We start from the raw sequence: 25,415 nt of genomic DNA on the forward strand, positions 1-25,415 counted from the left end.
TTCCATATATGAATTCAAGTATATAAAAAAATACCTGTAGATAAAACACTCTTTTTCAAGTGTCCTAACTACAGGTAGCAGTTTAGAAGTTTAGTCTCTTTTCTTCATATGAACGTTTAAAAACACTCTGTAATTCTTCTAACGACTTTAAGATTGCTAGCTTCCGTTTCGTCAGTTGTTCCGTGAGGATGGATATAAATTCCTTTCATCCCTAATAACAATGCAGGAGCTATCTCATTAATAAAGTTATCACCAATTGATACAGTCATTTCTTCTTTTACGTCATATTGATAGATTAAATGTTTAAAGATCTCTAAAGTATAAGATGGCTTCCTAGCCGAAGATACAATATGTGAAAAGACATCGTTAAGATCTAATTCTTTTAGTAACCTTAAAACGTCTTCCTTATCACTGTTTGTTACTAGTACCGTTACTTTTCCTTCTGCTTGTAATTGCAGTATCCATTCTCTTAAACCTGGAATGGCTTTCAGCTCAAAATCCTCTGTCACCATAAACTCTTTCGTTGCTAAATAACTACTATAGCAATCTTCAATTCCATAATGCTTAGCTAATGTAAAAGGAAGCCACCAGCCATCTCCCAACGCGACTATATTTTCAAAATCAAAAATCACCTCATTTGGAAATGTTTTATTTGTTTGTTCCTCACTCCAAACTGTACCAGTCCACTCTTCTACTTTTATAACAGTCAATTTAATAGGATCAATGGTAAGTAGACAGTCACGATTGACATCATATGCTTTGCCAATTTGAACGACGTGGTTACCTGCTTTCATCATTTCATACTCCTCATAAAATGAACTATACATCACTGGAGAAAGCTTTTTCATTAAATGCTTGGCATAATAATCAAAATGCTCGCTTCCTTCGTACAGTGTTCCATCCAAGTCAAATATAACTAGGCCACTATTAGATAGGACATTTTTCATTAATACCACCTCAAAATAATTATATTAATATATAACAAATTAACATATTACCTAATATACAGGTTTCACTGTTAAAGTAAACAAATCTATTGTAAATCTAAGGTAAATTTCATTAAGATACGAATAATTATTTTAAGAAAGTTTAAAGATGTTCGGACTACCTATAGATTTTTTTGAAATAATATTGCATAATGACAAAGTACTACAAAATATCCATAGAGGTGAAAAAAACAATGAAGAAAATTTATTCTTTCGTGTTAGCAGTTGCAATGAGTGTTGCACTAGTTGGCTGTGGGACAGCTGATGAAACTCCAGCTCCAGAGGAAACAACTGGTGGCGATGCACCAGAAAATACTGAAGAAGTAGCAGGTGGCGATTACCCTACTGAGCTAGTAATGGGATTTGTTCCTTCTCAAGACTCAGCGAATATCGCGGACACTGTTGCTCCTCTTGCAGACCGTCTTTCTGATGAATTAGGTGTAACTGTTCGTGGTGAAGTTATGACAAACTACACAGCATTAGTTGAAGCAATGGGTAATGATCAAGTACATATTGGCTTTATTCCAGCTTTCGGTTACGTGTTAGCAACTGATCGTTATGACAATATTGAAGCTGTATTAAAGTCAATTCGTCACGGTAGCTCAACATATAAAGCCCAATACACAGTTCGTACAGATTCAGACATTAAGTCTATTGAAGATTTAGAAGGAAAAGTTTGGTCGTTCCCAGATCTTGCTTCTACAAGTGGTTACTTATTCCCTGCTGCACAATTAGTTAACGAATACGGTGCTGATCCAGAAAATATCGCTGGTTTCTTCTCTGATATGATCCAAGCTGGTGGTCATGATAACGCTCTAATTCAAGTACTTGAAGGAAATGCTGATGTTGCAACTACTTTCGATGATGCTCGTACAGCCATCGAAGGAGACTACCCTGAAGCTATGACAGACCTTCGTGTACTTGATTACACAGCTGAAATTCCAAACGATACAATCTCTTTAAACACTAATCTTCCTCAAGAGTTAAGAGACGCTATCGTTGCAGCATTCATGGCGTTTAATGATGACGAAGAAATGCTAACGATTATGGATGAAGTTTATAACTGGACTGGTATTGATACAGCTTCTGATAGTGATTACGATGTAGTTCGTGAAACAGCTGAAGTTTTCCCAGACATGTTGAAATAATCAAACAAGTTATCAAACTATTAAAAATGTATTAGGGGAGAAGACAACTTCTCCCCTCCTCTTATGTCCTATATCGATAGAACATAAGAAGAGGGGGCAAATCCCTTCTACAAAGCCAACGAAATGAGGGAAAGAAATGATTGAGTTTAAAGACGTATCACTTGTTTACCCTAATGGTACGCAAGGATTAAAAAAAGTAAATCTTAAAATAAATCAAGGTGAGTTTGTTGTTATTGTTGGATTGTCTGGTGCAGGAAAATCAACGTTAATTCGTAGCATGAACCGACTTGTTACTCCAACAGAAGGCGAACTTCTTATTGATAACGATGATATTCTTAAATATAACCAGCGTAAACTAAGAAAGCTTAGAACTGAAGTAGGAATGATCTTCCAAAACTATAATCTTGTAAAACGATCTACCGTTATGAAAAACGTTATTTCTGGGCGTTTAGGACATACGGGTACGATTGCCAGTTTACTAAATATCTTCCCTAAAGAAGCTGTTTCTCTAGCCTATCGTAGCCTAGAACGTGTTAACATTGCTGAAAAAGTATATGCACGTGCAGATCAATTAAGTGGTGGTCAACAACAACGTGTTGCTATTGCTCGTGTACTAACGCAACAACCGAAGATTATTCTTGCAGATGAGCCGGTTGCGAGCCTTGATCCACCTACTTCACACCAGGTAATGACTTATTTACGTAAAGTAAACAAAGAAGACAATATTACAACTATTGTTAATTTACACTTTATCGATATGGCGATGGAATATGCTGATCGTATTATTGGGATGCGTGCAGGAGAAGTTGTATTTGATGGGCCTGCTAGTGAAGTATCTGAACAAACATTTGAAGAGATTTACGGTCGAAAAATTCGAGAGGATGACCTTGTAGGGGGTCAAGACGATGAGTAACCCTCAAATTAAGAGTGTTGTTTCCTCAAGAGCGAAGGTTCGAATGACGGCTATTCTCGTCGCTATTGTTGGTGTATACATATATACCTCTTGGGCAACACGGTCAACTCCTATGGACCTCATTAATGGTTGGGGCGGCTTTCAGCGTATCTTAACTGACTTGTTTCCTCCAAATTGGTCTTATGCACCACAAGTTTGGGACAAGTTGGCCGAAACCATTCATATGGCAATTATTGCAACAACATTAGCAGCCATAGTGAGTATCCCTATTTTCTTATTATCTGCTGCTAACCTTTTCCCGAGCCCTTGGATTCATCAGCCTGTACGTTTTATCATGAATGTACTTCGTACGATCCCAGATATTTTATTAGCGATTATTTTCGTTGGTATTTTCGGTGTAGGTGTATTCCCAGGGATTATTGCTTTATTTATCTTTTCTCTTGGTTTATTAGCAAAATTAATGTACGAGACAATTGAAGCCATTGATATGAATCCGCTTGATGCAATACGTGCCTCTGGAGGAAATACCATTCAAGTGATCTGGTATGCCGTACTGCCGCAAGTATTACCGCAATTTGTCTCCTTTAGCTTGTATGTTTTTGAAGTCAATGTCCGTGCTTCTACCGTTTTAGGATTTGTCGGTGCTGGAGGTATCGGTTTATTGCTTCAACAACAAATAAGTTTCTTTAATTACCCGCGAGTTATGACGATTATCATCATCATTTTCATTGCTGTAATCATCATTGACTACATTAGTAATAAGATAAGGGAGAGAATTGTCTAATGGAATTAATTATGCCACCGAAGAAAAAACGTTCGGTTAAAAAGATTATTCGTAACATTCTTATTGCCATTGCCATCATTGCACTTTATACATGGACTTTTGTTTCCATTGATATTCGTTGGGGACGAGTTTTTAGTGAACAAACCATTAACAATATTGGACGAGTCATCCCTCAACTATTCTCACCAGATTGGAGTGCTTTTTCAAAAGTCATGGGATTGATGTGGCAAACATTACAAATGGCTTACACAGGTACACTCCTAGCAGCTATTTTAGCGATACCATTTGGATTTTTTGCGGCTAGTAATATGGTCAAGAACAAAGTATTAAATAGCCTTTCTAAAGGGGCTTTAAACGGTATCCGTGCGTTCCCAGAGTTAGTACTAGCTTTAATGTTCGTTGCTGCTGTTGGACCAAGACCATTTGCCGGAGTTTTAGCCATTGCAATTGGTTCGATTGGAATGCTTGGAAAACTTTATTCAGAAGTTATTGAATCGATTGATATGCACGTCGTAGAGGCTCTTCAAGCAAACGGAGCTAATAGGATCCAAGTTCTTTTCTACGGAGTATTACCACAGATTATTCCTGAATTTTTATCGTATGCAATTTATCGATTCGAAATTGATGTCCGTGCTTCTACGATTTTAGGGATTATCGGTGCCGGGGGTATCGGTACACTTATCACCATTTCGATTGCCAACCGCAAGTGGGATGAAGTTGGAATGATTTTACTTGTAATTATCGTGGTTGTTACGCTTATTGATACAATCAGTGCACAAATTCGAAAGCGTATAGTTTAATAAGAAAATCGATTGCACCGTTTTGTAGTGCACACATAGTAAAAGAGCGTTCATTTTGAACGCTCTTTTACTTTATATTAGAGATACTGACGCATATGTCGATAACGGTCAATTGTATCTTGCATTTGTTTTTCACTTTTTTCGCGTTGGCGATGTTTTTCAACATCAGCTACCACAGGTTTACGCTTTGTAATCGTAATCGTGAAAAATAAAAACTGAATCGTCATAAATGTTGCCTCCTTTTCAATAAAACATGATTAGGTGAGGCCTTTCACCTTTTCATACCAGTTAATTACAGCACATTGTACAATCATCATTGTTATTACCTCCTTTTTCGTATTTTATAAGTCAAAATATATATAAAAAGCCACAGGTCGGCCTCTGACCTGTGGCTTTCTATAGCATAATAAAAGAATTATACCTTAAAAAGAAAACACTTTATAAGCAGGAACCCAACAATTGATAAAAGTATTCACTTGTGTTTTTTTCATTTCTGATACTCTCATCATTTTGTTCAGCCCCTTTCTCTAATAGTTAAATTATCTTACAGAGGAAATTATAACCAATTAAAAGTCTTTTGTAAACAATTAATTTGTAAAATAGTTGTAAAGATTCAAAACAGTTTGTCCAACCCTCTCGTTACAATTACTTATCTCAAAGTCTTGTTAATCAAACAAAAAACAGACTCACATGAGTCTGCTTTTATTTGTTGCGAATGTTTTGATCAAATATTAGAACGTAATGACTTTAAAGCCAATTAATACGACTAATAATAACGTAGCCACAAACATAATCCAGTAGTATGGGCCCTTACCAGCTAGCGTGCCTTTTTTCGTACGAACTAATATCATTTCCATGAAGTAAATTAATGATATCGCCAGAATACCTTTTAATACAAATGTAAATGCAAAATTCCATTGAACAAGTAGCCCGATTCCTGATACAACCATAATGACATAGAAAAGACGTAAGACCATATGAACAATTTTTGCGCCTTTTTCTTTATTCGCTTTAAGTAAGAAATAAGCAATGAAAAATAATAAGACGGTAATTGCCCACGAACTTGAGTGGGTATGTAATAATCCTGTGTACATGTTGTCCTCCTAAAACTTATATTAAAATTTTTATTCCCTACTCATTATAATATAATGGCGCCAATAAACCAAAAACAATTGTTTATTTATCAAGGAATTCTAATCGCATCAAATGGTGTAACGATACCTAATAATGGCTCATTAGGGTTTCCATTTTCTGTAATCAGAACTGCCTCAAGCCGTGTCACTTTTTTATCCATATGATGTAAAAATAACTCTTTCACATCATATATTGATTTACTAGCACAAACAAACTTCACATTATTCATATGTTTTTCATAGATAATTACATCAGATAGCCTAACCTCATTAATCTTAAAAGCGAATTGATTACGATGATGTGCCAACCATGCGGTTATGCCGTAATTCGTTAAAAGACACTTAAATTCCCCATTCTCGTATATCGGAAATTGAGTGTAGGCATGTCGTTCAATTGTTGCTAAAACAATCTCTAACGGATCATCAATATCAAAGGTTTTTACGAGTCGCTTATACTTTGGAATAACCATTTCTGGACTAATTAATTCTCTATGAATTTTTTCTATCGTTCGTACTATCTCAATATGTGGTTCTGCAATAACAAAGTCAGGTGACGTTTGTTCATGGACAATCACATTCCTTAATTCGGCAAACTTCTTTAAATCTATTTCATATTTAGCAACAAGTGGATGCTTCTTCTTTGCTCCATCAATCATCCGCGAAAAAGAAAAGTGTCGGTGCATATTTAATTGATCTTTTAGTGCTTTTTCAATTGAATTGAAAGCTGCCAAAAATCGGTCAGCGTTTTCCCCCATAGTTACATCTCCTATCTATATCTATGCTGATAGTATAGTATTCGATGAAGTACTGTAAATTCCTGTCGAAAAATAAAAGACTGACAAAAATATGTCAGCCTTAATTATTTATTAATCATCTTCACCGATAACATCGTCTGCAATATTTACCGCATGGTCTCCAATACGTTCTAGGTTACTTACGATATCCACATAAACGATACCAGCTTGTCCCGTACAGCGACCTTCATTTAAACGAATAATATGTTTTTTACGAAGTTCACGTTCCATCTTATCGATTCTTTCTTCTTTTTCTAATACTGCTCTAGCTTCTTCAATATCATTTGTTTCTAATGCTTTCACAGATTGTCTAAGTGTTGAAATCGTTAATTCGAACATTTCGTCTAAATCTTGTATTGCTGTATCAGAAAATTTAACTTTATTTGTAATTTGGTAGTCAACCAATTCCATTATGTTTTCCATATGGTCACCGATTCGTTCAAAGTCCCGAATGGTACTCATTAACGTTTGATGGAGCTTAGAGTCATGAGCTGATAAAGAATGAGAAGAAAGCTTAATTAGATAATCTGTAATTTTTCGGTCTAGATTATTTATAGCATCTTCAAACTGTGGTACTAATTCACCGTGTTTCTTCTGGTGTGTTTTTAAGTAAAGGCTCGTCTCTACAAGTCCTTTTTCGGCTAACTCAGCCATTCTTAGTACCTCTTTTTGTCCTTGACCTAAAGCAATCGCTGGTGACTGTCTAATAAATGCTTCGTCTAAATGAACCGCTTTATATTCAATAGCAGAGTCTTTTCCAGGGATGAGCTTAATAACGATCCATGCCAGTACTGCGATAAACGGTAATTGAATAAGGGTATTCGATACGTTAAAGATACCGTGTGCAAAGGCAATTGTCATTTCAGGGTTAAGCTGCCATGCTCTTTGAATTGTTTCTACTAAATAAGTAAAAGGCACTAATAATAGTAAAACAAGAATTGTCCCGATAAGGTTAAAGATAACATGGGTAGCAGCAGCACGTTTAGCCGCAACAGACGCACCGATTGCCGCTAACACAGCCGTTATTGTTGTTCCGATATTATCACCAAACAATACTGGTAGTGCTGCGTTTAAATCCATTGCTCCTTGAGCATAAAGGGTTTGTAATAAACCAATCGAAGCCGATGAACTTTGAACAGCAACTGTAAAAATAGTACCAATTAGAACTCCTAAAAGCGGGTTTTCACTCATACTTACAGTTAAATCTGCAAATGCTTGTACTTCACGAATTGGCTTTAGTCCATCCCCCATTAGTTTTAATCCATAGAATAATGCACCAAAACCAAAAATAACTTGACCATAATTATTTACTTTACGATTTTTAAAGAAGAAAATGAAAAAGGCCCCTAAAGCTATAATTGGTAAAGCATAATCAGTAATCTTAATACCGATAATAAACGCTGTTACTGTTGTACCAATATTTGCGCCTAAAATGACTCCAATGGCTTGTTGTAATGTCATAAACCCAGCATTTACTAATCCGATGGTTAAGACCGTCGTTCCTGAACTGGTTTGTAATAATATCGTTACAAAAATCCCAGCAAGGACACCCATAAGTGGATTAGTCGTGAAACGGTCTAGAATATCTCTTAATCCATCTCCAGCAATTTTCTGAAGACCATCACCCATCGATTTTATCCCGAATAAAAAGATACCTAAACCTCCAAAAAACACAAAGAGTATTGTTTGTAAATCCAACTGAAAATCATCCCTTCAAAGTAATTGTATCCCCTTCGACAAATCTCTACAAAAGATCCCCTCATCAATACTAAGGAATTGTTAAGAGATTGTAAATATAAATTTATGTTAAGTTTTTGTAAATTTTATTTAGTTTTTGTATTTTTTAAAGAATTTACTTGCAGATGCTTTATTTATGAGGACTTTACTATTGTTGCCAGACGAAGGTGGATGTATTAATAATATTTTTTGATCTTGTTTTTTCCAAGTACAAAAACTAAAATGTTTTTTTATAACAGCCAAAAAATAAAAAGACACCACCATATAAGATAGCAGTGTCTTTATACTAGTAAAACAAATAAAAGTGTAAGTCTTATTTATAATATAATTATAAATAAATTTAGTAAAACCAATTAATTTAAGTCAAAGTATTGTCCATTCACTTCATAAACGATACATTCAGCTAAATTTGTTGCATAATCGGCGATACGTTCAATGTAACGACCTATGAATGCCAAGTTAATCGCAGTTTCTACATGATTAGTGCTTTCCTGGACTTTAAACAAACTTTGTATAAAGTCAGCATACATTCGATCTACCGTATCGTCTAGAATAGCAATTCTTTGCGCATTTAATATGTCACTATGATAATAAGCTGCTATGGCACTCGAGAGCATTTCTGTAGCTCTTTCTGATAAAGTGATCAAATTGTTTCGAAAATGATCAAGTTCAGACGGAGGGACCCGCTTACCTATTTTAGCTATATCAACAGCAAGGTCTCCAATTCTCTCTAGATCACTAGAAATTTTAAGAGCCACGATCAGTTTACGTAGGTCAGATGCTACGGGTTGTTGTTTCGCTATTAGTAATGTCACACTTTCGTTTATTTGAAGTTCGAATTGATTGACATTCTGATCATTACGGATAACATCATCTAGTACTTGGTGATCATTAGCTTTAAACCCATCTAGAGCATGCTGTAATGCCATTTCTACGACCTGGCCCATCTCTAAAATCTTTGACTTAATTTCTTTAAGTTCAGTTTCGAAGCTACCTCGTATCATCATAAAAAACTCACATCACTTTCTTTATCCGAAGCGACCAGTTATATAGTCCTCCGTCCGCTTATCAGTAGGATTCGAGAAAATCTTACCAGTCTGATCATATTCCACCAATTCACCTGTTAAAAAGAAAGCTGTTCTATCTGAAATACGAGCAGCTTGTTGCATGTTATGAGTAACAATTGCAATGCTATAGTCTTTTTTCAGTTGTTGTACTAACTCCTCAACTTTTAAGGTAGAAATTGGATCTAATGCTGACGTCGGCTCATCCATTAAGATCACATCAGGCTCTATCGCTAAACATCTTGCAATACAAATTCTTTGTTGTTGACCACCTGATAAACCATAAGCATTTTCATGAAGACGATCCTTAACTTCATCCCAAATCGCTGCTCCACGCAAGCTTTTTTCAACAATCTCTTTTAAGATTTTCTTATCACGAATACCATGTATTTTAGGACCATAGGCTACATTTTCAAAAATAGATTTCGGAAATGGATTCGGTTTCTGAAAAACCATTCCAACGCGTGTTCTTAATTCCTCTACACCAAATGATTTATCGAGAATGTTACGTTCTCTATATAATATCTCACCTGAAATCTTAACTGATGGAACTAATTCTACCATTCGGTTTAATGTCTTAATATATGTTGACTTCCCACAACCAGAAGGCCCAATAATAGCCGTTACTTCATTTTCATAAATTGGAAGATTAATATTCTTCAGTGCATGATCTTTACCGTACCAAAGGTTTAAATCTTTGGTATGATAAACAATCTTCTTATTATCTTGTACTTTAGGAGAAACCTCTTTCTCTCCCTGTTCATTAACCTTATTGTAATCTACTGAAATTGTAATAGATGACATTTTACATACCCCCAAATTAATCAGTATCTATTCTGAAATTTGTTTCGAATAATAATTGCAATTGAGTTCATAACAAACAAAACGATTAACAAAACAAGAATGGTAGCAGCAGCTAAATTTGCATACTCATCAACTAATACTGAATCAATAGTCCAGTAATAGATTTGCATCGGCAATGCTGTAAAAGTGTCAAAGATACTACCTGGTATTGGAATAAGTAATGCAGGTATTCCAATAACAACTAATGGAGCTGTTTCTCCAATTGCTCTTGATAAGGCTAAAATCGTTCCAGTTAAAATACCTGGCAGCGAAGACGGTAAGACAATATTCTTTATCGTTTGCCACTTCGTAGCACCCATCCCATATGATGCTTCTCTTAAAAACGATGGAACAGAACGAATCGCCTCTTGACTAGCAACGACAACAATTGGTAGTACGAGTAAAGCCATCGTTAATCCCCCAGCAATAATGCTAGGTCCAAACCCAAAAATTCGAACAAATACAGTTAGACCTAATAATCCAAATACAATTGATGGAACGCCTGCTAAATTAGTAATGTTGGTCTGAATAAATGAAGAAAGTTTTCCTTTTTTGGCGTATTCTTCTAAATAAATAGCTGTCCCCACACCTAAAATCATTGTTACAGGTCCAACAATCAACATGAGCCACAGTGTACCTACAATTGCACCTTTAATTCCCGCACGTTCTGCACTTGTAGAAAGTTTATTAGTTAGAAACTCAAAGTTTAACCAACCTATACTTTCTACAAATACTCGATATAATAAAATAGCTAGAACAACTAGGCCAAATAATGTTGATAATAAGAATAAATACTTAAGAAGTTTATTTAAGAACAATCGAGATTTCATCTTTTTTTGAACGATTTCAGTATCTATATACTTCATTTTAATAAACCTCCCTATATTTGCGAGAGATGTATCTTGCAAGCAAGTTCATCAATAACGTGAATACAAAAAGAGTCATTGCTACAGCATATAAGCTATAATAGGCTGTTGTTCCAGCTGCAGCATCTCCACTTGTAACCTCTACAATATAAGCTGTCATGGTCTGCATTGATTGTGTGATATCAAATGTTAAATTTTTTGAACTACCGCTTGCAATAGTCACGATCATAGTCTCTCCAATCGCACGTGAAATTCCAAGTACGAACGAGGCTACGATCCCCGAAATTGCAGCAGGGATAACAACACGAAATGTCACTTCTAACTTTGTTGATCCCATTGCTAATGCCCCTTCTCTCATAGCATTTGGGACTGAGTTCATAGCATCCTCCGATAAAGAAGCTACCATTGGAATAATCATAATTCCCATAACAATACCAGGGCTCAATACATTTGTTGCCTGTAATGCAGGGATGAACTCTCTTAAAAGTGGAGTTACGAATGTAAACGCAAAGAAACCATATACAATTGTTGGTATTCCTGCTAAAACTTCAATAAGTGGTTTTAACACTCTTCTTGTGCTTTCAGAAGCATACTCACTTAAGAAAATCGCTGTAGTTAATCCAATTGGAATAGCTACAAGCATGGCAATTAGTGAACTCATTAGTGTACCGACCAATAGTGGTAGAATACTAAATTTTGGCTCAACTGGACTTAATGGTCTTAATTCTTTACTAGTAAAAAAATCGATAAATGAAACTGCTTTGAAAAATAAAGTAGTCTCATAAATTAATGTAAAGACGATACCTACAGTTGTTAAAATCGATATAAGTGCTGCACCAAATAAAAGAACAGGGATTACTTTTCCACTTACTTTACTAACACTCATCGTTTTATTATTCTTCTGTATTAACTCTCTAACACTAACAGCTTTAGCCATTTAAAACTGTCCCCTTTCGAACGATTCCTTGTTTCTAGATTTCCAGCTCCCCTGGAAATTCCACCCCTATTTATCTTTAAATGATATAAGATGAGGAGGTGTTTCACTCCTCATCTTTAAATAAACGTTATTAAGTTACTTATTTAATAGATTGTACAAATTCAAGGTTAGCTTTTAACTCTTCGTCTGGAAGTGGAGCAAAACCAGTTTCACCAGCGAAGTCGTTAGCAGCAGTAAAGATATATTCAGCAAAAGCCTTTACTTGAGGTTTTTCTTTAGCTGCATTAATGCTTAAGTTTGTAAATACAGGACGAGTGAATGGTCCATACTCACCATCTTCTTTAATAGTGTCTAAAGAAGGTGCAACTGGTCCATTACCAAAGTCAACTGCAATAGCTTTAATTTTGTCAGTGTTGTTTGCATAGTAACCATAGCCAAAGAAAGCAATTGCGTTTTTATCTTCAGAAACTAAACTTACTAAAGTTGAATATTCTTGTTGAAGGTTAATAGTTGCAACTAGATCTTGTTCTTCAATAATTTCCTTAACGAAAAACTCATTTGTTCCGTGGTTCTCGTTTGGTCCGTAGAAGTTAATTTGCTCTTCAGGCCAATCAGAACGAATATCTGACCACATTACAACGTCATCTTCTTTAATGTTACCTGTTACAAACATGTTCTTAATTTCTTCTTCAGTCATTTCTGTAGCCCAGTCATTTTCTGGGTGAATTACCATTGTTAATCCATCTAATGCTACTTTAAATTCTTTTGATTCAATATTGTTAGCTTCTAATTCTTCAAGCTCTTCATCTTTAATTCCACGAGATGCGTTAGCAAGGTCAGTTTCACCTACTACGTATTTCTTCATACCAGCACTTGTACCAGCACGGCTAACTTCAACACTTACATTTTCTTGTTCATTTAACATAAATTCTTCTGCTAAACGAGCCATTAATGGATAAACAGTACCAGATCCATCAATAGTTACTGAACCAGATAATTCTTCTACTTGTTCTTGTTTCGGCTCCGCATCGTTATTGTTACTATCATTAGCTGATGAACCTCCAGTATCAGTTTCAGTACTGCTAGATCCACAAGCAGTTGCAAAAAGCATCATTGAAGCCATTCCTAAAGTTAAAGCTGAACGTTTGAAAAATTTCATTAATATTTCCCCCTAAGAGTTTAATTGTTGTTTGATTTGTTGTTAATAATAGATAGAATGGTTAATTCATAGTTAAATCTTTTAAACCTCTCTACCATGCCTCCCTAGCGCGCTTGTGTTCCTTACTACGTTTCTAAGAATACTCCCGTTCTATTAACCTGATATGAATAAAGTGTAAACCTTTTGTAAATATGATCATTTATAAGTATTAATAAATAGACACAAATAACCTAAAAGCCTTATATTTCAACATTTTTTGAGAATATACTTCTATATTTTTTCTAGTAATTTCCTAAAAAAATACTGCTGACATTTTAGCCAGCAGCATGTTTTAAACCTTATATGATTACAACCCAACTGAAACTTAAGACTTTTGAACTCGTCTCTTGAAGCATGTACCCTACATTTCTTATGGTCTTAATGTATTTTTTTTCACTGGTTGATGGTTCAATTTTACTGCGGATACGATTAATAAAAACATCAATAATTCGGTGATCACCTTGCTCTTCATATCCACGAATGGCAGTTAAAAGCTTCTTCCTTGAAACTGCCTTTCCTCGATATTCATACAGGAACATTAGAATTTCAAACTCTTTTTGCGTTAACTCGATCTGCTCCTTTTTATAATAGACTGTATAACTTTCTGGAAAGATATCAATATCGCCAATTGTAAGTTTGCGACTTTTTTTCTGATGGGAGACCATTTCAGTAACTTTCTTATTTTCACCTAATCCTACTTGCGCGCGTCGCAATATTGCTTTTATTTTTGCCACAAGTTTTTTTGAATGAACTGGTTTAGCATAATAAGCATCTGCACCGAGTTCTAATCCCAGTACGGCATCTAATTCATGGAAATGCTCTGATAATAAAATAATTGGCGTCCAATTTTTTTCCTCATAGCGCATTTGACGACAGAGTTCAATTCCATCAATTTCTGGGGCATGCATCTCCGAAATAATTGTCAACGGTTTTTTTACAGCAATTAATTCAATAGCTTCTTTATTACTTGATGCTGTAACTAAAACAAATCCTACTTCCTCAAGTCGATAACGCAATGTCTTGATGAGAGATTTATCAGTAGAAATTAAGAGGATGTTATTCCCATTCACCATTTTTCTTCCCTCCCAAAACCCTAAAAAAGAGATAAATTTGTTCAAAGTGTTTTTATGATAATGGTCTTAAAAATAGTATAACGTAAGATTGTAAAGGTTTTGTTAAAATAAAAACGTTTACATTGTCCTCTACCAGCATATTAGCTGGCAGAGGTAATAAACCAATACTTAACCAAAACGACCAGTTATATAATTTTCTGTACTTTCATGTTGTGGGTTTGTAAAAATTGTATTAGTTTCATCAAATTCTACTAAATCACCATTTAAGAAAAATGCAGTCTTATCTGAAATACGGGCTGCTTGTTGCATATTATGAGTAACGATAATAATGGAGTACTCTTCTTTTAGGGATTGAATCAATTCTTCAATATTTGCAGTAGAACGTGGATCAAGTGCTGAAGTAGGTTCATCCATTAGGATCACTTCAGGTTGTACAGCTAAGCAGCGCGCAATACAAAGACGTTGCTGTTGTCCTCCTGATAATCCGAGAGCAGACTCATTTAATCTATCCTTCACTTCATCCCAAAGTGCCGCTCCTCGTAAACTCTTTTCAACAAGCTCTGCCAATTTCTTTTTATCTTTTAATCCATGAACACGTGGTCCAAATGCTACATTATCGAAAATAGATTTCGGAAACGGGTTTGGCTTCTGGAATACCATACCAATAGCGCTTCTTAACTCTACTAAATTAACCGAAGGATCAAAGATATTCGTATCATGATAGATTACTTCCCCACTGATTTTAATTATGGGTACTAATTCAATCATTCGATTTAGCGTTTTTAAGAAAGTAGATTTTCCACAGCCTGATGGACCAATAATTGCAGTAACACCATTTTTCGGTATTTGCATATCAATATTTTTTAATGCTTGGTCGTTTCCATACCATAAGTTTAATCCCTTTACATTAAAGATATTTTCTTGAATTTTTGTCTCTATATTCTGATTTTCTTTTTGTTTCACCACAGTTTCTAATATTGCCATTAGTTTATCCTCCCTTTATTTAAATGCTTCTTACATCCCATCTTGTAAGTAAGTTATTTTAACCTACCTAGTTTATAACAACTCATTTTTCTTACGATAATAGTTTCTCACTAATATTGCTGATAAGTTTAATAGAACAACCATGATAATTAATACAAGTGCTGTACCATATGCAATTGGTCGTACAACAGCCGTTTGTGCATGCTGGGTTGCCAAAATAAATAGGTGATAAGGTAATGCCATAAATTGATCCGTAACACTTTGGGGTAATACTGGTAAAAAGTATGCTGCACCTGTCAATATTATTGGTGCTGTTTCTCCAGCAGCTCTGGCTAGGCCAAGAATAGAACCTGTTGCCATACCAGGAATCGCAGAAGGAAGAACAAGTTGGCGAATCGTTTGCCATTTTGTAGCCCCTAATGCTAGCCCACCTTCACGAAAAGATGTAGGTACAGCTTTTAATGCTTCTTCTGTAGCTGTAATTACCCATGGTAAGACCATAATCGCTAAGGTAATAGCTGCAGTAATTAGACCCGTTCCCAACTTAAGCATCGAGGCAAAGATAGCTAAACCAAAAAGTCCATATACAATCGATGGTACACCTGCTAGATTTCGAATACTCATTCTTATCATCCGAACCACAGGTCCTTGTTTAGCATATTCATTTAGATATATAGCAGCACCTACTCCTACGGGAACAGATATTATAATAGTTAGTGAAGCAACATAAAAAGTACCTACAATCGCTGGCCATATTCCACCTTCAGTCATATTACTCCGAGGGCGGTCTGTAATAAATGTCCAACTTAAAACATGTGCTCCATTACTCACTATCCAATAGAGCAAAAGGAGGAGTGCACCAATTGTCATCGCAGCGAAAAAACCACAAACTGTAAACCATAATTTTTCTGTCATCTGTTTAGTCATTTTGTAGTTTCCTCCTTTGCTTTGAAATTAAAATATCTGCAATAAGGTTAACTACGAATGTGATAGTAAATAGAATTAATGCAGTTACAAACAATGCACTATAATGAAGACTTCCCCACGCTACATCTGACCCCTCAATAGCTATATTGGCCGTAAGTGTACGAACTGACGTTAAAAAGTCTGGTACTACAACCCCAAAGAATTCGCGTAAAGGCATATCTATTGCGTTACCCGCAGCCATTAAGACAGTCATTGTCTCCCCTACGGCACGACCAAAACCTAGCATGCAACCTGCAACTATTCCTGACTTAGCAGCTGGAACAATGATTATTTTGATTGTCTCCCATTTAGAAGCACCTAAAGCATATGCCGCTTCGCGGTAATCTTTTGGTACACTTCTTAATGAGTCTTCAGCAATACTAATAATCGTAGGAAGAGCCATAACCGAAAGAATAACAGATGCAGTTAAAGCCGTTAATCCATTCGATAAATTAAATACGTTTGCAATGATTGGTGATAAAATAACTAAGGCAATAAACCCTAATACAACAGACGGGAAAATTGCTAGTATTTCAATAACGGGCTTTAAAAATTCACGTACTCTTTTAGGAGCAACTTCTGCTATAAATATCGCAGTAAATATTCCCCAAGGTATAGCAATAGCAAGCGCTCCTACTGTTACCATAAATGAACCAATAATAAATGGAAGTGCACCATACCCTGCTCCCTGTGGTGATGAAGGATACCATCTAGTACCTGTTAAAAACTCCATTAATCCTACCTCTCGAATAGCTCCTGAACCTTCTCTTAAAAGGAAAAATAGTATCATAGCTAAAATAAATATAGCCATCATTCCAAATATGAAAAAGGCTTTTTCAACTAAATAATCCATAATATTGGACTTGAACGATTTCTGAGTTAACTTTTCTTTCGTTACAAGTTTGAGTTGATTTAATTCTTTACTGTCAGATGTTTTCTCAGCTTGCAATCCCACGGTTTCCCCTCCAAACCTTTTCTAAACAAGTTTCTAGTACAAATCATAACTATAGGAATTACCCTAATTGGGCAATTCCTAAGCTATGTGATTTTTATTTAATTACCACTCAAGACCTAAATCAGAATATACTTTCTTATTATCTTCTTGATATGCACCGATTTCAAAGAAGCCCGTTGCTTCTACTTGTCCTTTTGCATCCTCATCTTGTAGGACCCAAGTTAAATAATGTAAGACTAAACCTTCAGGGGTACCGTTTGTATAGAAGAATAATGGACGAGCAACTGGATAATCGCCACTCGCTACATTTGCTTTGTCTAAAGGGGAAAAGTACTCAGAATTTTCATCTAATGCGACTTCTAACGTTGTAACTTTATCATCCACATAACCTACACCAATGTAACCAATTGCATTTACTTCTTGCTCGATTGCTTCTTTAATTGCTGAAGTACCAGGCATAAACATTGCACCTGCAGCGAAATCTTCTGTATCCATTACTACTTCATTAAAAAATACATACGTACCAGAGTTTGATTGACGAGAATATACAGAGATTTCTCCACCGTCTTCCCAACCTAGTTCTGACCAATCTGTAACTACTCCAGTAAAGATGTCTTTTAATTGAGCAATTGTCATTTGTGTTACTGGGTTTTCAGGGTGTACTGCTACCGCAACACCATCTTGACCTACTACAAACTCATGAACGTCTACACCATTTTCCGCTGCAGATTGAATTTCTTCCTCTTTAATCGCACGTGAAGATTGAGCGATATCCACGTCATTGTTAATTAATGCTGTAATACCAGTACCTGATCCTCCACCAGTTACAGCAAGACCTGCATCTTCGTTCACATTATCCATGTAATATTCAGCTAGCGCTTGTCCTAAGTTAACCATTGTATCCGATCCACGAATCTGTAATGTACCCGATGGTAACTCTGCTACCTCTTCTGTTGGAGTTTCGTTTGAATTATCTCCTCCTGTTGTACCACCATCATTTGTTGTTGGTTCTGAAGTATTCCCACTACCACATGCTGCTAACGCCATAATTGAAGCCCCTAGAACTACTGATAAAACTCTACCTCTAAATTTCATCGTATTGCTCCTCCTTCTCCTAATCACACTGTTTTTGTGTTTCTTTTGTTTCATTTCGATTACAAGTATAAATTTTAAATATTAAGGGATTCATGAGTAGGCATTAACAATACGTTAAACTAATATAAACAGTTGTTAATATTTCAATTAATAAATGCTTATTTCACTTAATATTTTCTTAATATCTGGTTTTCTTAATATCTACGAATATGTTAATGCCTGTTGATATATCGCCAATTTTCTACATTTCCCACCTTTTTATTTAATGGTCTGTAATTTTATTAACAAGATCAAAAAATTCTCGTGAACAGAAAAATACATGTGATGAAGAAATTATGTAAAAGTATATGAAGGATTTGTAATTATCTAAAAATAAACTTGTCTCTCTTATATTTCCAATTTCTTTCTAGTATGATGGCATTAACACATCAGCGATTGCTTATGTGCAAAGCCATGTCACCTGTCTCGTGAGTAATATTCTTTAGAAAATGAACTCAATGGAGGTAGAAACAATGAAGAAAAAATGGTTACTTACTTTAATGTCTGGTGCTTTAGCCGTTAGTGTTTTAGCAGCGTGCGGGGAAGTAAACGAAGATTTTACGGATGACCAAAACGAGGAAATCCCTATCGAAGAAACTGAAACAACAGATTAATTTCTTAAAAATATAGTAAAAGGGTGGAGCAATTTTCTGACTCCACCCTTCTCTATTCCTTATTTTTCAAAAATCCAACCTGTGCTTGCTAATTCTAATGGGCCTTGATAGTATGATTCAACTTGTTGTACCAATTGGTTTCGATCACCAAAATGTGGTAAGTGTGTTAAAAGTAACTGTTTCGTATTTGCTTTTTGCGCAAGGATACCGACATCTCGACTGTTCATATGGCCAGCCGCAGTAGGATCTTGGTGCTCATAAAAGGTGCATTCTGCAACAAGTAAGTCACAATCTAAAGCAAACTGATGTAATTCTTGGAAATAACTCGTGTCTGCTGTATAAACAATCGTTGTATTTCCGTCTGTTATTTTCATTGCAAAACAAGGCGAAGGATGCTTTGTTTTTAAAAATGAAATTGAAAAAGGACCTACATTTAATACCTTTTCAGGATTATAAGGTATTGCTGTAACATGCGGCTCGTATGAAATTAAATTATATTTTTCTTTATCAAGTAAATGACCATAAGCAACTAATTTCTTTTCTTCCGCTTTCCACGTGTTATGTAATAAACGCGCATATTGAAGAACACCCAGATCAGAGAAGTGATCATGATGATAATGAGAAAAAATTAACGCATCTATTTCCTCAATTGGACAGTAGTTTTGTAGTTGACTTACAACTCCACTGCCACAATCAATGAGTAAACGAAAATCATCTTTTTCAATTAAATACCCACTTGAAGCTTCTCCTGCTTCAGGGTAACCATGCCAATAACCAATTACAGTAAATTTCATTCCATGTCACTCTCCTTTTCCATGATAACCACTTTTGAATATTGCTGAAAATCAGTTAGATACCTCATTAAGATACTTTCTAATATATCTAAATTCACTTTTTGATAATCGTGAACAGCTATATCTCTGAAACCAACCATCGCTTTCATTTTTTGAACAACTATTTTTTAATTTCAGATATAGACCTCATTTTATCACCATCTCGTCTACCCTATCCTTCATCATGTATAAGTAATTCGCTTCCTATACATAAATCTCCTTCTTTAATAATGGTGCCAGGCACCTTTTATGTGCCTGGCACCATTATTAATAAAATAAAAAAACTCTTGAGCTCATATGAGTTCAAGAGTTTTTGGCAGCATTATTGAGCTGCTGGGTATACACTTACTTGTTTGCGATCACGACCAACGCGCTCGAATTTAACCACGCCGTCTACTTTCGCAAATAACGTGTCGTCTCCACCTTTACCTACGTTTACACCAGGGTAAATACGAGTTCCACGTTGACGTACTAGGATTGAACCGCCTGTTACAGTTTGACCGTCAGCACGCTTAGTACCTAGACGCTTAGAGATAGAGTCACGACCGTTCTTTGTACTACCTACCCCTTTTTTACTTGCAAAAAATTGAAGGTTCATTTTTAACATTGTATTCACCTCCCCTAATTTTGGATTGAAATATGCTTGCTGTATTCTGCTTCGATTGAGCGTAAGGCTACGATCATACCTTCTAAAAGAAGTTGTACTTTCTCATAAGTTTGTACGTCTAGTCCATCTGGAACCGTACAGCGGAGAAAGCCTCCGTCACCTTCTAAGTCAATGTGAGGTTCCACTTGACATAGCTCTGCAATTGCATTGATCGCTCCAAATGAAACAGCAGAAGCACCTGCACAGACGATGTCATGACCATAAGGACCAGCCTCTGCATGGCCACTCATCGTAAAAGAATGTATGTGTCGCTTTTCATTACGTTCTATTTGAACTGTAATCATCGTTTTACCTATTACGCGTTGATTTTTTCAATAACAACTTTTGTGTAAGGTTGACGATGACCTTGCTTACGACGGTAGTTTTTCTTAGCTTTGTATTTGTAAACAGTGATCTTCTTCGCACGACCGTGTTTTTCAACTTTAGCCGTTACAGAAGCACCTTCAACAAATGGAGCTCCAACTTTAACGTCGTTACCACCAACAAATAGTACTTTATCGAAAGTCACTTGCTCATCTTCAGTGTTTAACTTCTCGATGTAAACCTCTTGACCTTCTTGTACTTTGATTTGCTTTCCGCCTGTTTCAATAATTGCGTACATGTACTTGCACCTCCTCAATTTCTAAGACTCGCCATTTGCAGGTAGCTACATCGTAGCTTTAGAAAACCTGTTCTGTGCGGTTGTAGCTTTTTGGGTGCGATCCAAATAACTAACAAAAAATATGATACCATAAATTAAAAATAAAAGTCAATGTTCTTTCATTAAACGTTCAAGCTTTTTCTGCGCCTCTAACTGGCTACCCATAAAGGGAATTCCATATTGCTGTTCTATCATATCTCTATTTTCAAAAATAAAAATTTTAAAATGCAGAGCTTCTTCTAGGCGCTTAAGATGCTCGTCCTTTTTTCCACGTAAAACTTCAGACACATGTGGTGGTAGCTCCAATACAAGCGCCTCATGGTCCATGCCACGATACTCCCACAATAACCTTTCAACATGGAAAGCTTGCGCTTCATTTGATAGAACTGATCCTTTTCCTTTACAGGTTGGGCAAACTTTCGATAAGCTGTCCTGCAAATTTTGCCTAATTTTTTTCCTCGTCATCTCGACGAGCCCTAGCCCAGTTAAACCAAGAACATTTGTTTTAGTTCGGTCCTTTTCTAGAGCATTCTTGAAATAATTTAGTACATCTATTCGATCCTGCTCAGCTTTCATATCAATAAAATCAATGATTATGATCCCCGAAATATCTCTAAGTCTAAGCTGCCTTGCTATTTCTCTTGATGCTTCAATATTCGTACGTTTAATCGTATCTTGTAAATCATTTTTTCCTATGAACTTTCCAGTGTTAACATCGATGACAGTTAATGCTTCGGTTTGATCGATCATTAGATAGGCACCATTTTTCAGCCAGACCTGCCGTCTCAAAGCTTTATCCAACTCTTTATCAATACCATATTCCGAAAAAATGTTTTCCTTGCCTTGGTAAAAGTTCAACTTTTCTTTTCGTTGGGGACCGAGAAGATCTACAATCCTTTTATAATCAGAAAAATTATCAATGAAAATTTCTTCTACATGATCTAAGGAGAAGTCTCGAAAAATCCTTTCAATTAATCCTGTATCTTGATGGATTAGGGCTGGAGGCTTTGCTTCTCTTTTTTCTTTCCAAGTTTCCTCCCAAAACCCTCTTAGAATTCGAATATCCTCTTCGATTTCTTCACGGCTAGCCCCTTCACAAACCGTTCGGATAATTAAACCTTCCTCATTTATAGTAAGCTCTTCTCCTAGTAACTGTAATCTTGTTCTTTCTGCTTCGGAGCGAATTTTTCTGGAAACACCAATGTAATTACCATTCGGCATATAAACAATGTATTTTCCTGGAAACGAAACAACTCCTGAAAGTCGTGGCCCCTTCGTTCCAAAACCTTCTTTTGTAACTTGAACGAGAAGCTCTTCTCCTTTTTTTACAAGCTCACTTATATTCTTTTTCTTTTTTACTTCATCGCTCAATGGCAGCTTCTGAAAAGAAAGCAAATCATCCCGGTATAAAAATGCATTTTTATCACGCCCAATATCTACAAAAGCAGCTTGCATCCCAGGTAACACATTTACTACTCGCCCTTTATATACATTACCAACAATGCGATTTTCTACTGAGCGTTCAATAAGTAGTTCAACTACTTTTTCATCTTCGAGTATCGCAGCTCGTCGTTCTCTCGTTGCCATATTAAAATACATTCGATACAACTACCATCACCAACTTTAGTTTATATCCTCTTATTGTACTGTATATCTTTAGTAAAGTGAAAAGATGTTACTACTATTTTAGCTCTCTTCTTCCGTACATAGTCATCTTTATACGTGAAAGAAAGAACTGCCGATTTTAAAGTTCACGAAACACCATTTTATAAAAAAGCTGTTTTCGTAAACATTTTACTATTTCAAAAAGCTTCACGCTTTAGCGTGAAGCTTTTGCTTGGTTAACAGTCCAATAGTAAAAAGCAGCACCTAAGAAGGGAGACTATAAAAAAACAACAAAATTCGTTTTTATTCTAGTTTAAATTGTAAATTTTTTTATAAAGAAATTGCTATATTTTTTACAAAGGTTTAATATTAATATAAATATATTTAATAATTATACATTTTTTTCATATTGTGGGAGGAGTTATGGGTAGGACGTTTATTTATTTGGTTGAGGATGAGCCAGCTCATGCAATGTTGATAACCTATCATATAGAAAAGCTTGGTTATCATGTAATTTACTTTGATAATGGTCGTGATTTCCTTCAAGCTCTACCAGACGATCTCAACTTCCTTATTGTTAGCGACCAATTGGCTGACATGGACTCGATCAAGCTTTGTCAGACCGTCCAGGAAAAGCTCAACAAACCTGTTCGTACGATTGTGACTAGCACGGGGGTATTAAATCACCAACTTAGTGAGTATGATTCCTATACTGCTTATTTACAAAAACCTTTTTCAATATCAGATTTAAGAGAAAAATTAAACATGACATTTAAACAACCTGTTCTTACATACCATCCTTGTAATTAAACATAAAATTTAGCAGACGATTTAACCTTCGTCTGCTTTTATTTTTGCACTCAACTCAACTTATTTAGGAAATGGCTGTTTTAAGGTTGCTATCCATTAATATGGTACATCGTGAACTGTTCATTTCTACGATGTGCATAGTAGCACCTATGAAATAAAAACTTCTTTTAATTGGCGATCGATCGCCCTCTGGTTAAAATAAGCATCTAATAACATTTTCTCGGTAATACAATGATTTCGGTCAATCGTAATTATATGCTGATGCCCGCGTCGAAATTGATCTAATACTTGGCGGACCTTCATATGCTGATGAACTTTAATCGAATGATGCCTTAAATGACGTTCCTGTAAATAAAAACGTTCTAGTAAAAAACGCATAAATACATAGTGTCGTTGCTTCCACTCTAAATAATTTGCAATACATAAAAATGTTAAAACAACCCATAAATTTAAATGAAAAGGAAATAATTTCAAACTAATTAAACCAATAATGATAATGCCAGTTATCGAAAGTAATAATGTCAATTTCTGTCCTTGCTTATACGGGAGTTTATACGTACATGCTAGATGTAAAATACGTCCACCATCTAATGGCCATATAGGCAATAGGTTAAATCCTAGGATCATTAGATTATGCCATACAAACAGCTGATGATCTGCTGTCGACCATATAGGAGTCTGAACCAAAAGAAAAGATGCTCCAATCATCCAAAGGTGCTGTGCTGGGCCCGAAATAATGACAATCAACTCTTCATGAAACGGTCGATTTGAACTCTCATTCATTTCCGCCACTCCTCCGAATGGAAGCAACTCAACTTTAGAAATCCTCCATTTAAACCACTTTGCAGCAAATACATGACCCATTTCATGGATAAAAACGATCAAAAACACCATGATAACTTCTCGAAAGTAGCCAGTTATAATACCCATACCGAGTACGAACCAAAATAGAGGATTTATTTTTATTTTTGAAAGAAGCGAATTATTCAAAACTAATCACATCATTTGGATCAATATAGTCTTCGCCTTCTTTAATTGACAAGTAATAAATTCCTTTGCCTGCTTCCTCACTAGCTGAAACCTTACCAACAGATTTACCAGCTTCTATATGATCGTATAATTTAACATCAACAGTTTCTAGCATTCCGTACCATGATTGGCCTCCGTCATAATGCTGAATAGCGACCGTACGTCCAAGCCTCTCTTCTTCCCCTACAAAAATAACAAGTCCTGATTTAACGGCTTCAACGTTAGCATCAATCTCTGTTTCTACGAGAATTCCTGTTCCGTTTTGCTGAAAGTCTTCGCGGATCTGGCCTGTAGCAGGAACTGCATAAGCTACGGGAGGTGCTTCTTCTGTATCCTCAAGTGCTACATCCATAGACATTGGTAAGAGCGCTAATGGACGACCAAATTGTTCTTCATACCAGTTAGCTATAGCGGCAAATTGAAACTCTTGCTCATACGACTGTTTGACAACCTGTCTTGCATTTTCAAGTTGTGGCATTCCACTATTAAACATAATGGCAACAAGTAAAAACAAAACAACAGCTATCATTGAACGCATTAAAAACCAATCTTTTTGTTTCCACTTTTCCTCGGTGCCGATTTTCTTTTTTTCTTGAAAGACATAAAAATCTGGTTCATCCCGCGATTCTGAATGTCGATCATATAAAAGTGGAGCTGATCGTTCTCGTTCTTTTCGGGCTCCTTTCCCTTGGGCCTCTCTTCTTCTAGACTCAATTTGCCTTCTAATTTTATCGATTCGTTTAGACATTACATACCCCATCCTTTTCCCGACAGATTCTTCTAGTCTCGTCCCACTTTTTTACTCTATCTTATGACTTGTCCGTTCTTTATATGACATAAATCAGAGGGATAATGAGAGATTACTAAAATCAAAAGTTACCGTTGTAGGCGCGTAAATAGTG

General features: G+C 35.8%; 29 protein-coding genes and 1 other annotated feature. Of the genes, 6 read left to right on the plus strand and 23 right to left on the minus strand.

Annotation, left to right across the window (positions count from 1 at the left end):
- Window positions 1-116: 116 nt before the first annotated feature.
- Window positions 117-947, minus strand: a complete 831-nt coding sequence (locus tag GKP30_RS07270; RefSeq protein ID WP_216828766.1) for an HAD family hydrolase — start codon at window positions 945-947, stop codon at window positions 117-119.
- Window positions 948-1,180: 233 nt separating this feature from the next.
- On the opposite strand from GKP30_RS07270, the gene phnD reads away from it, so the two are divergent.
- From phnD to phnE (GKP30_RS07290), 4 genes are all read left to right on the plus strand, one after another.
- Entirely contained in the window at window positions 1,181-2,134 is a 954-nt protein-coding gene (gene phnD / locus GKP30_RS07275) for a phosphate/phosphite/phosphonate ABC transporter substrate-binding protein (RefSeq protein ID WP_216828767.1), read from the plus strand.
- 136 nt (window positions 2,135-2,270) lie between these two features.
- Window positions 2,271-3,047 carry a phosphonate ABC transporter ATP-binding protein gene (gene phnC, locus GKP30_RS07280; RefSeq protein ID WP_216828768.1) on the plus strand — a complete coding sequence of 259 codons (777 nt, stop codon included), beginning with the start codon at window positions 2,271-2,273 and terminating at the stop codon, window positions 3,045-3,047.
- Window positions 3,040-3,831, plus strand: a complete 792-nt coding sequence (gene phnE, locus GKP30_RS07285; protein ID WP_216828769.1) for a phosphonate ABC transporter, permease protein PhnE — start codon at window positions 3,040-3,042, stop codon at window positions 3,829-3,831. The genes phnC and phnE (GKP30_RS07285) overlap by 8 nt, the downstream gene beginning before the upstream one ends.
- The gene (gene phnE / locus GKP30_RS07290) at window positions 3,831-4,631 is read left to right on the plus strand and encodes a phosphonate ABC transporter, permease protein PhnE (RefSeq protein WP_216828770.1); all 801 of its coding nucleotides are present in this window, start codon (window positions 3,831-3,833) and stop codon (window positions 4,629-4,631) included. Before phnE (GKP30_RS07285) ends, phnE (GKP30_RS07290) begins: the two co-directional genes overlap by 1 nt.
- A gap of 77 nt (window positions 4,632-4,708) precedes the next feature.
- On the opposite strand, the gene GKP30_RS07295 is transcribed toward phnE (GKP30_RS07290), so the two are convergent.
- The 14 genes from GKP30_RS07295 to GKP30_RS07360 all read right to left on the minus strand — a co-directional run bounded on the left by GKP30_RS07295 (window position 4,709) and on the right by GKP30_RS07360 (window position 18,276).
- Window positions 4,709-4,858, minus strand: coding sequence for a YrzI family small protein (locus tag GKP30_RS07295; protein ID WP_216828771.1), 150 nt, complete (start codon window positions 4,856-4,858; stop codon window positions 4,709-4,711).
- A gap of 504 nt (window positions 4,859-5,362) precedes the next feature.
- The gene (locus GKP30_RS07300) at window positions 5,363-5,725 is read right to left on the minus strand and encodes a YisL family protein (protein ID WP_216828772.1); all 363 of its coding nucleotides are present in this window, start codon (window positions 5,723-5,725) and stop codon (window positions 5,363-5,365) included.
- Between the two features lie 89 nt (window positions 5,726-5,814).
- Window positions 5,815-6,519: a CBS domain-containing protein gene (locus tag GKP30_RS07305; protein ID WP_216828773.1), complete on the minus strand. Its 705-nt coding sequence runs from the start codon at window positions 6,517-6,519 to the stop codon at window positions 5,815-5,817.
- 111 nt (window positions 6,520-6,630) lie between these two features.
- A complete protein-coding gene (locus GKP30_RS07310) occupies window positions 6,631-8,256 on the minus strand; it encodes a Na/Pi cotransporter family protein (protein WP_216828774.1) in 1,626 nt (541 codons plus the stop codon).
- A gap of 392 nt (window positions 8,257-8,648) precedes the next feature.
- Window positions 8,649-9,302 (minus strand): phosphate signaling complex protein PhoU, encoded by a 654-nt coding sequence (phoU, locus tag GKP30_RS07315; protein ID WP_236034955.1) that lies wholly within the window; start codon window positions 9,300-9,302, stop codon window positions 8,649-8,651.
- A gap of 21 nt (window positions 9,303-9,323) precedes the next feature.
- Window positions 9,324-10,163, minus strand: coding sequence for a phosphate ABC transporter ATP-binding protein PstB (pstB, locus tag GKP30_RS07320; RefSeq protein ID WP_216828775.1), 840 nt, complete (start codon window positions 10,161-10,163; stop codon window positions 9,324-9,326).
- A 20-nt stretch (window positions 10,164-10,183) separates the two neighbouring features.
- A complete protein-coding gene (gene pstA, locus GKP30_RS07325) occupies window positions 10,184-11,068 on the minus strand; it encodes a phosphate ABC transporter permease PstA (protein WP_216828776.1) in 885 nt (294 codons plus the stop codon).
- Between the two features lies 1 nt (window position 11,069).
- Window positions 11,070-12,005 (minus strand): phosphate ABC transporter permease subunit PstC, encoded by a 936-nt coding sequence (gene pstC, locus GKP30_RS07330; RefSeq protein ID WP_216828777.1) that lies wholly within the window; start codon window positions 12,003-12,005, stop codon window positions 11,070-11,072.
- A gap of 139 nt (window positions 12,006-12,144) precedes the next feature.
- Window positions 12,145-13,164, minus strand: a complete 1,020-nt coding sequence (locus GKP30_RS07335) for a PstS family phosphate ABC transporter substrate-binding protein (RefSeq protein ID WP_216828778.1) — start codon at window positions 13,162-13,164, stop codon at window positions 12,145-12,147.
- Window positions 13,165-13,502: 338 nt separating this feature from the next.
- On the minus strand, window positions 13,503-14,276 hold the full coding sequence (locus tag GKP30_RS07340) for a response regulator transcription factor (RefSeq protein ID WP_216828779.1): 774 nt from the start codon (window positions 14,274-14,276) through the stop codon (window positions 13,503-13,505).
- 168 nt (window positions 14,277-14,444) lie between these two features.
- The gene (gene pstB, locus GKP30_RS07345) at window positions 14,445-15,260 is read right to left on the minus strand and encodes a phosphate ABC transporter ATP-binding protein PstB (protein WP_216828780.1); all 816 of its coding nucleotides are present in this window, start codon (window positions 15,258-15,260) and stop codon (window positions 14,445-14,447) included.
- A 72-nt stretch (window positions 15,261-15,332) separates the two neighbouring features.
- Entirely contained in the window at window positions 15,333-16,187 is an 855-nt protein-coding gene (gene pstA, locus GKP30_RS07350) for a phosphate ABC transporter permease PstA (RefSeq protein ID WP_216828781.1), read from the minus strand.
- The gene (gene pstC / locus GKP30_RS07355) at window positions 16,180-17,181 is read right to left on the minus strand and encodes a phosphate ABC transporter permease subunit PstC (RefSeq protein WP_216828782.1); all 1,002 of its coding nucleotides are present in this window, start codon (window positions 17,179-17,181) and stop codon (window positions 16,180-16,182) included. The genes pstA (GKP30_RS07350) and pstC (GKP30_RS07355) overlap by 8 nt, the downstream gene beginning before the upstream one ends.
- Window positions 17,182-17,283: 102 nt before the next feature.
- On the minus strand, window positions 17,284-18,276 hold the full coding sequence (locus GKP30_RS07360) for a phosphate ABC transporter substrate-binding protein (protein WP_216828783.1): 993 nt from the start codon (window positions 18,274-18,276) through the stop codon (window positions 17,284-17,286).
- 512 nt (window positions 18,277-18,788) lie between these two features.
- Here GKP30_RS07360 and GKP30_RS07365 point away from each other — a divergent pair.
- Entirely contained in the window at window positions 18,789-18,929 is a 141-nt protein-coding gene (locus GKP30_RS07365; RefSeq protein WP_216828784.1) for a hypothetical protein, read from the plus strand.
- Window positions 18,930-18,988: 59 nt separating this feature from the next.
- Here GKP30_RS07365 and GKP30_RS07370 read toward each other — a convergent pair whose 3' ends face one another.
- The 6 genes from GKP30_RS07370 to GKP30_RS07395 all read right to left on the minus strand — a co-directional run bounded on the left by GKP30_RS07370 (window position 18,989) and on the right by GKP30_RS07395 (window position 22,668).
- Entirely contained in the window at window positions 18,989-19,723 is a 735-nt protein-coding gene (locus GKP30_RS07370; RefSeq protein WP_216828785.1) for an MBL fold metallo-hydrolase, read from the minus strand.
- Window positions 19,720-19,872, minus strand: coding sequence for a HepT-like ribonuclease domain-containing protein (locus tag GKP30_RS07375; RefSeq protein WP_216828786.1), 153 nt, complete (start codon window positions 19,870-19,872; stop codon window positions 19,720-19,722). The genes GKP30_RS07370 and GKP30_RS07375 overlap by 4 nt, the downstream gene beginning before the upstream one ends.
- A 212-nt stretch (window positions 19,873-20,084) precedes the next feature.
- The gene (gene rpmA / locus GKP30_RS07380; RefSeq protein WP_026671451.1) at window positions 20,085-20,369 is read right to left on the minus strand and encodes a 50S ribosomal protein L27; all 285 of its coding nucleotides are present in this window, start codon (window positions 20,367-20,369) and stop codon (window positions 20,085-20,087) included.
- A 14-nt stretch (window positions 20,370-20,383) separates the two neighbouring features.
- A complete protein-coding gene (locus GKP30_RS07385) occupies window positions 20,384-20,713 on the minus strand; it encodes a ribosomal-processing cysteine protease Prp (RefSeq protein ID WP_216828787.1) in 330 nt (109 codons plus the stop codon).
- 11 nt (window positions 20,714-20,724) lie between these two features.
- Entirely contained in the window at window positions 20,725-21,030 is a 306-nt protein-coding gene (rplU, locus tag GKP30_RS07390; protein ID WP_216828788.1) for a 50S ribosomal protein L21, read from the minus strand.
- Between the two features lie 14 nt (window positions 21,031-21,044).
- Window positions 21,045-21,122, minus strand: a sequence feature (ribosomal protein L21 leader region).
- Between the two features lie 55 nt (window positions 21,123-21,177).
- The gene (locus GKP30_RS07395) at window positions 21,178-22,668 is read right to left on the minus strand and encodes an Rne/Rng family ribonuclease (RefSeq protein ID WP_236034956.1); all 1,491 of its coding nucleotides are present in this window, start codon (window positions 22,666-22,668) and stop codon (window positions 21,178-21,180) included.
- A 429-nt stretch (window positions 22,669-23,097) separates the two neighbouring features.
- Between GKP30_RS07395 and GKP30_RS07400 the strand changes: the two genes are divergently transcribed.
- The gene (locus GKP30_RS07400) at window positions 23,098-23,484 is read left to right on the plus strand and encodes a response regulator (protein WP_216828790.1); all 387 of its coding nucleotides are present in this window, start codon (window positions 23,098-23,100) and stop codon (window positions 23,482-23,484) included.
- A 147-nt stretch (window positions 23,485-23,631) separates the two neighbouring features.
- Here GKP30_RS07400 and GKP30_RS07405 read toward each other — a convergent pair whose 3' ends face one another.
- A complete protein-coding gene (locus GKP30_RS07405; protein WP_236034957.1) occupies window positions 23,632-24,414 on the minus strand; it encodes a M50 family metallopeptidase in 783 nt (260 codons plus the stop codon).
- Window positions 24,415-24,466: 52 nt separating this feature from the next.
- Window positions 24,467-25,261, minus strand: coding sequence for a M23 family metallopeptidase (locus GKP30_RS07410; RefSeq protein WP_216828792.1), 795 nt, complete (start codon window positions 25,259-25,261; stop codon window positions 24,467-24,469).
- Between the last annotated feature and the right edge of the window lie 154 nt (window positions 25,262-25,415).

The organism is Alkalihalobacterium elongatum (genome assembly GCF_019024285.1).
Lineage (GTDB): Bacteria > Bacillota > Bacilli > Bacillales > Bacillaceae_F > Alkalihalobacterium > Alkalihalobacterium elongatum.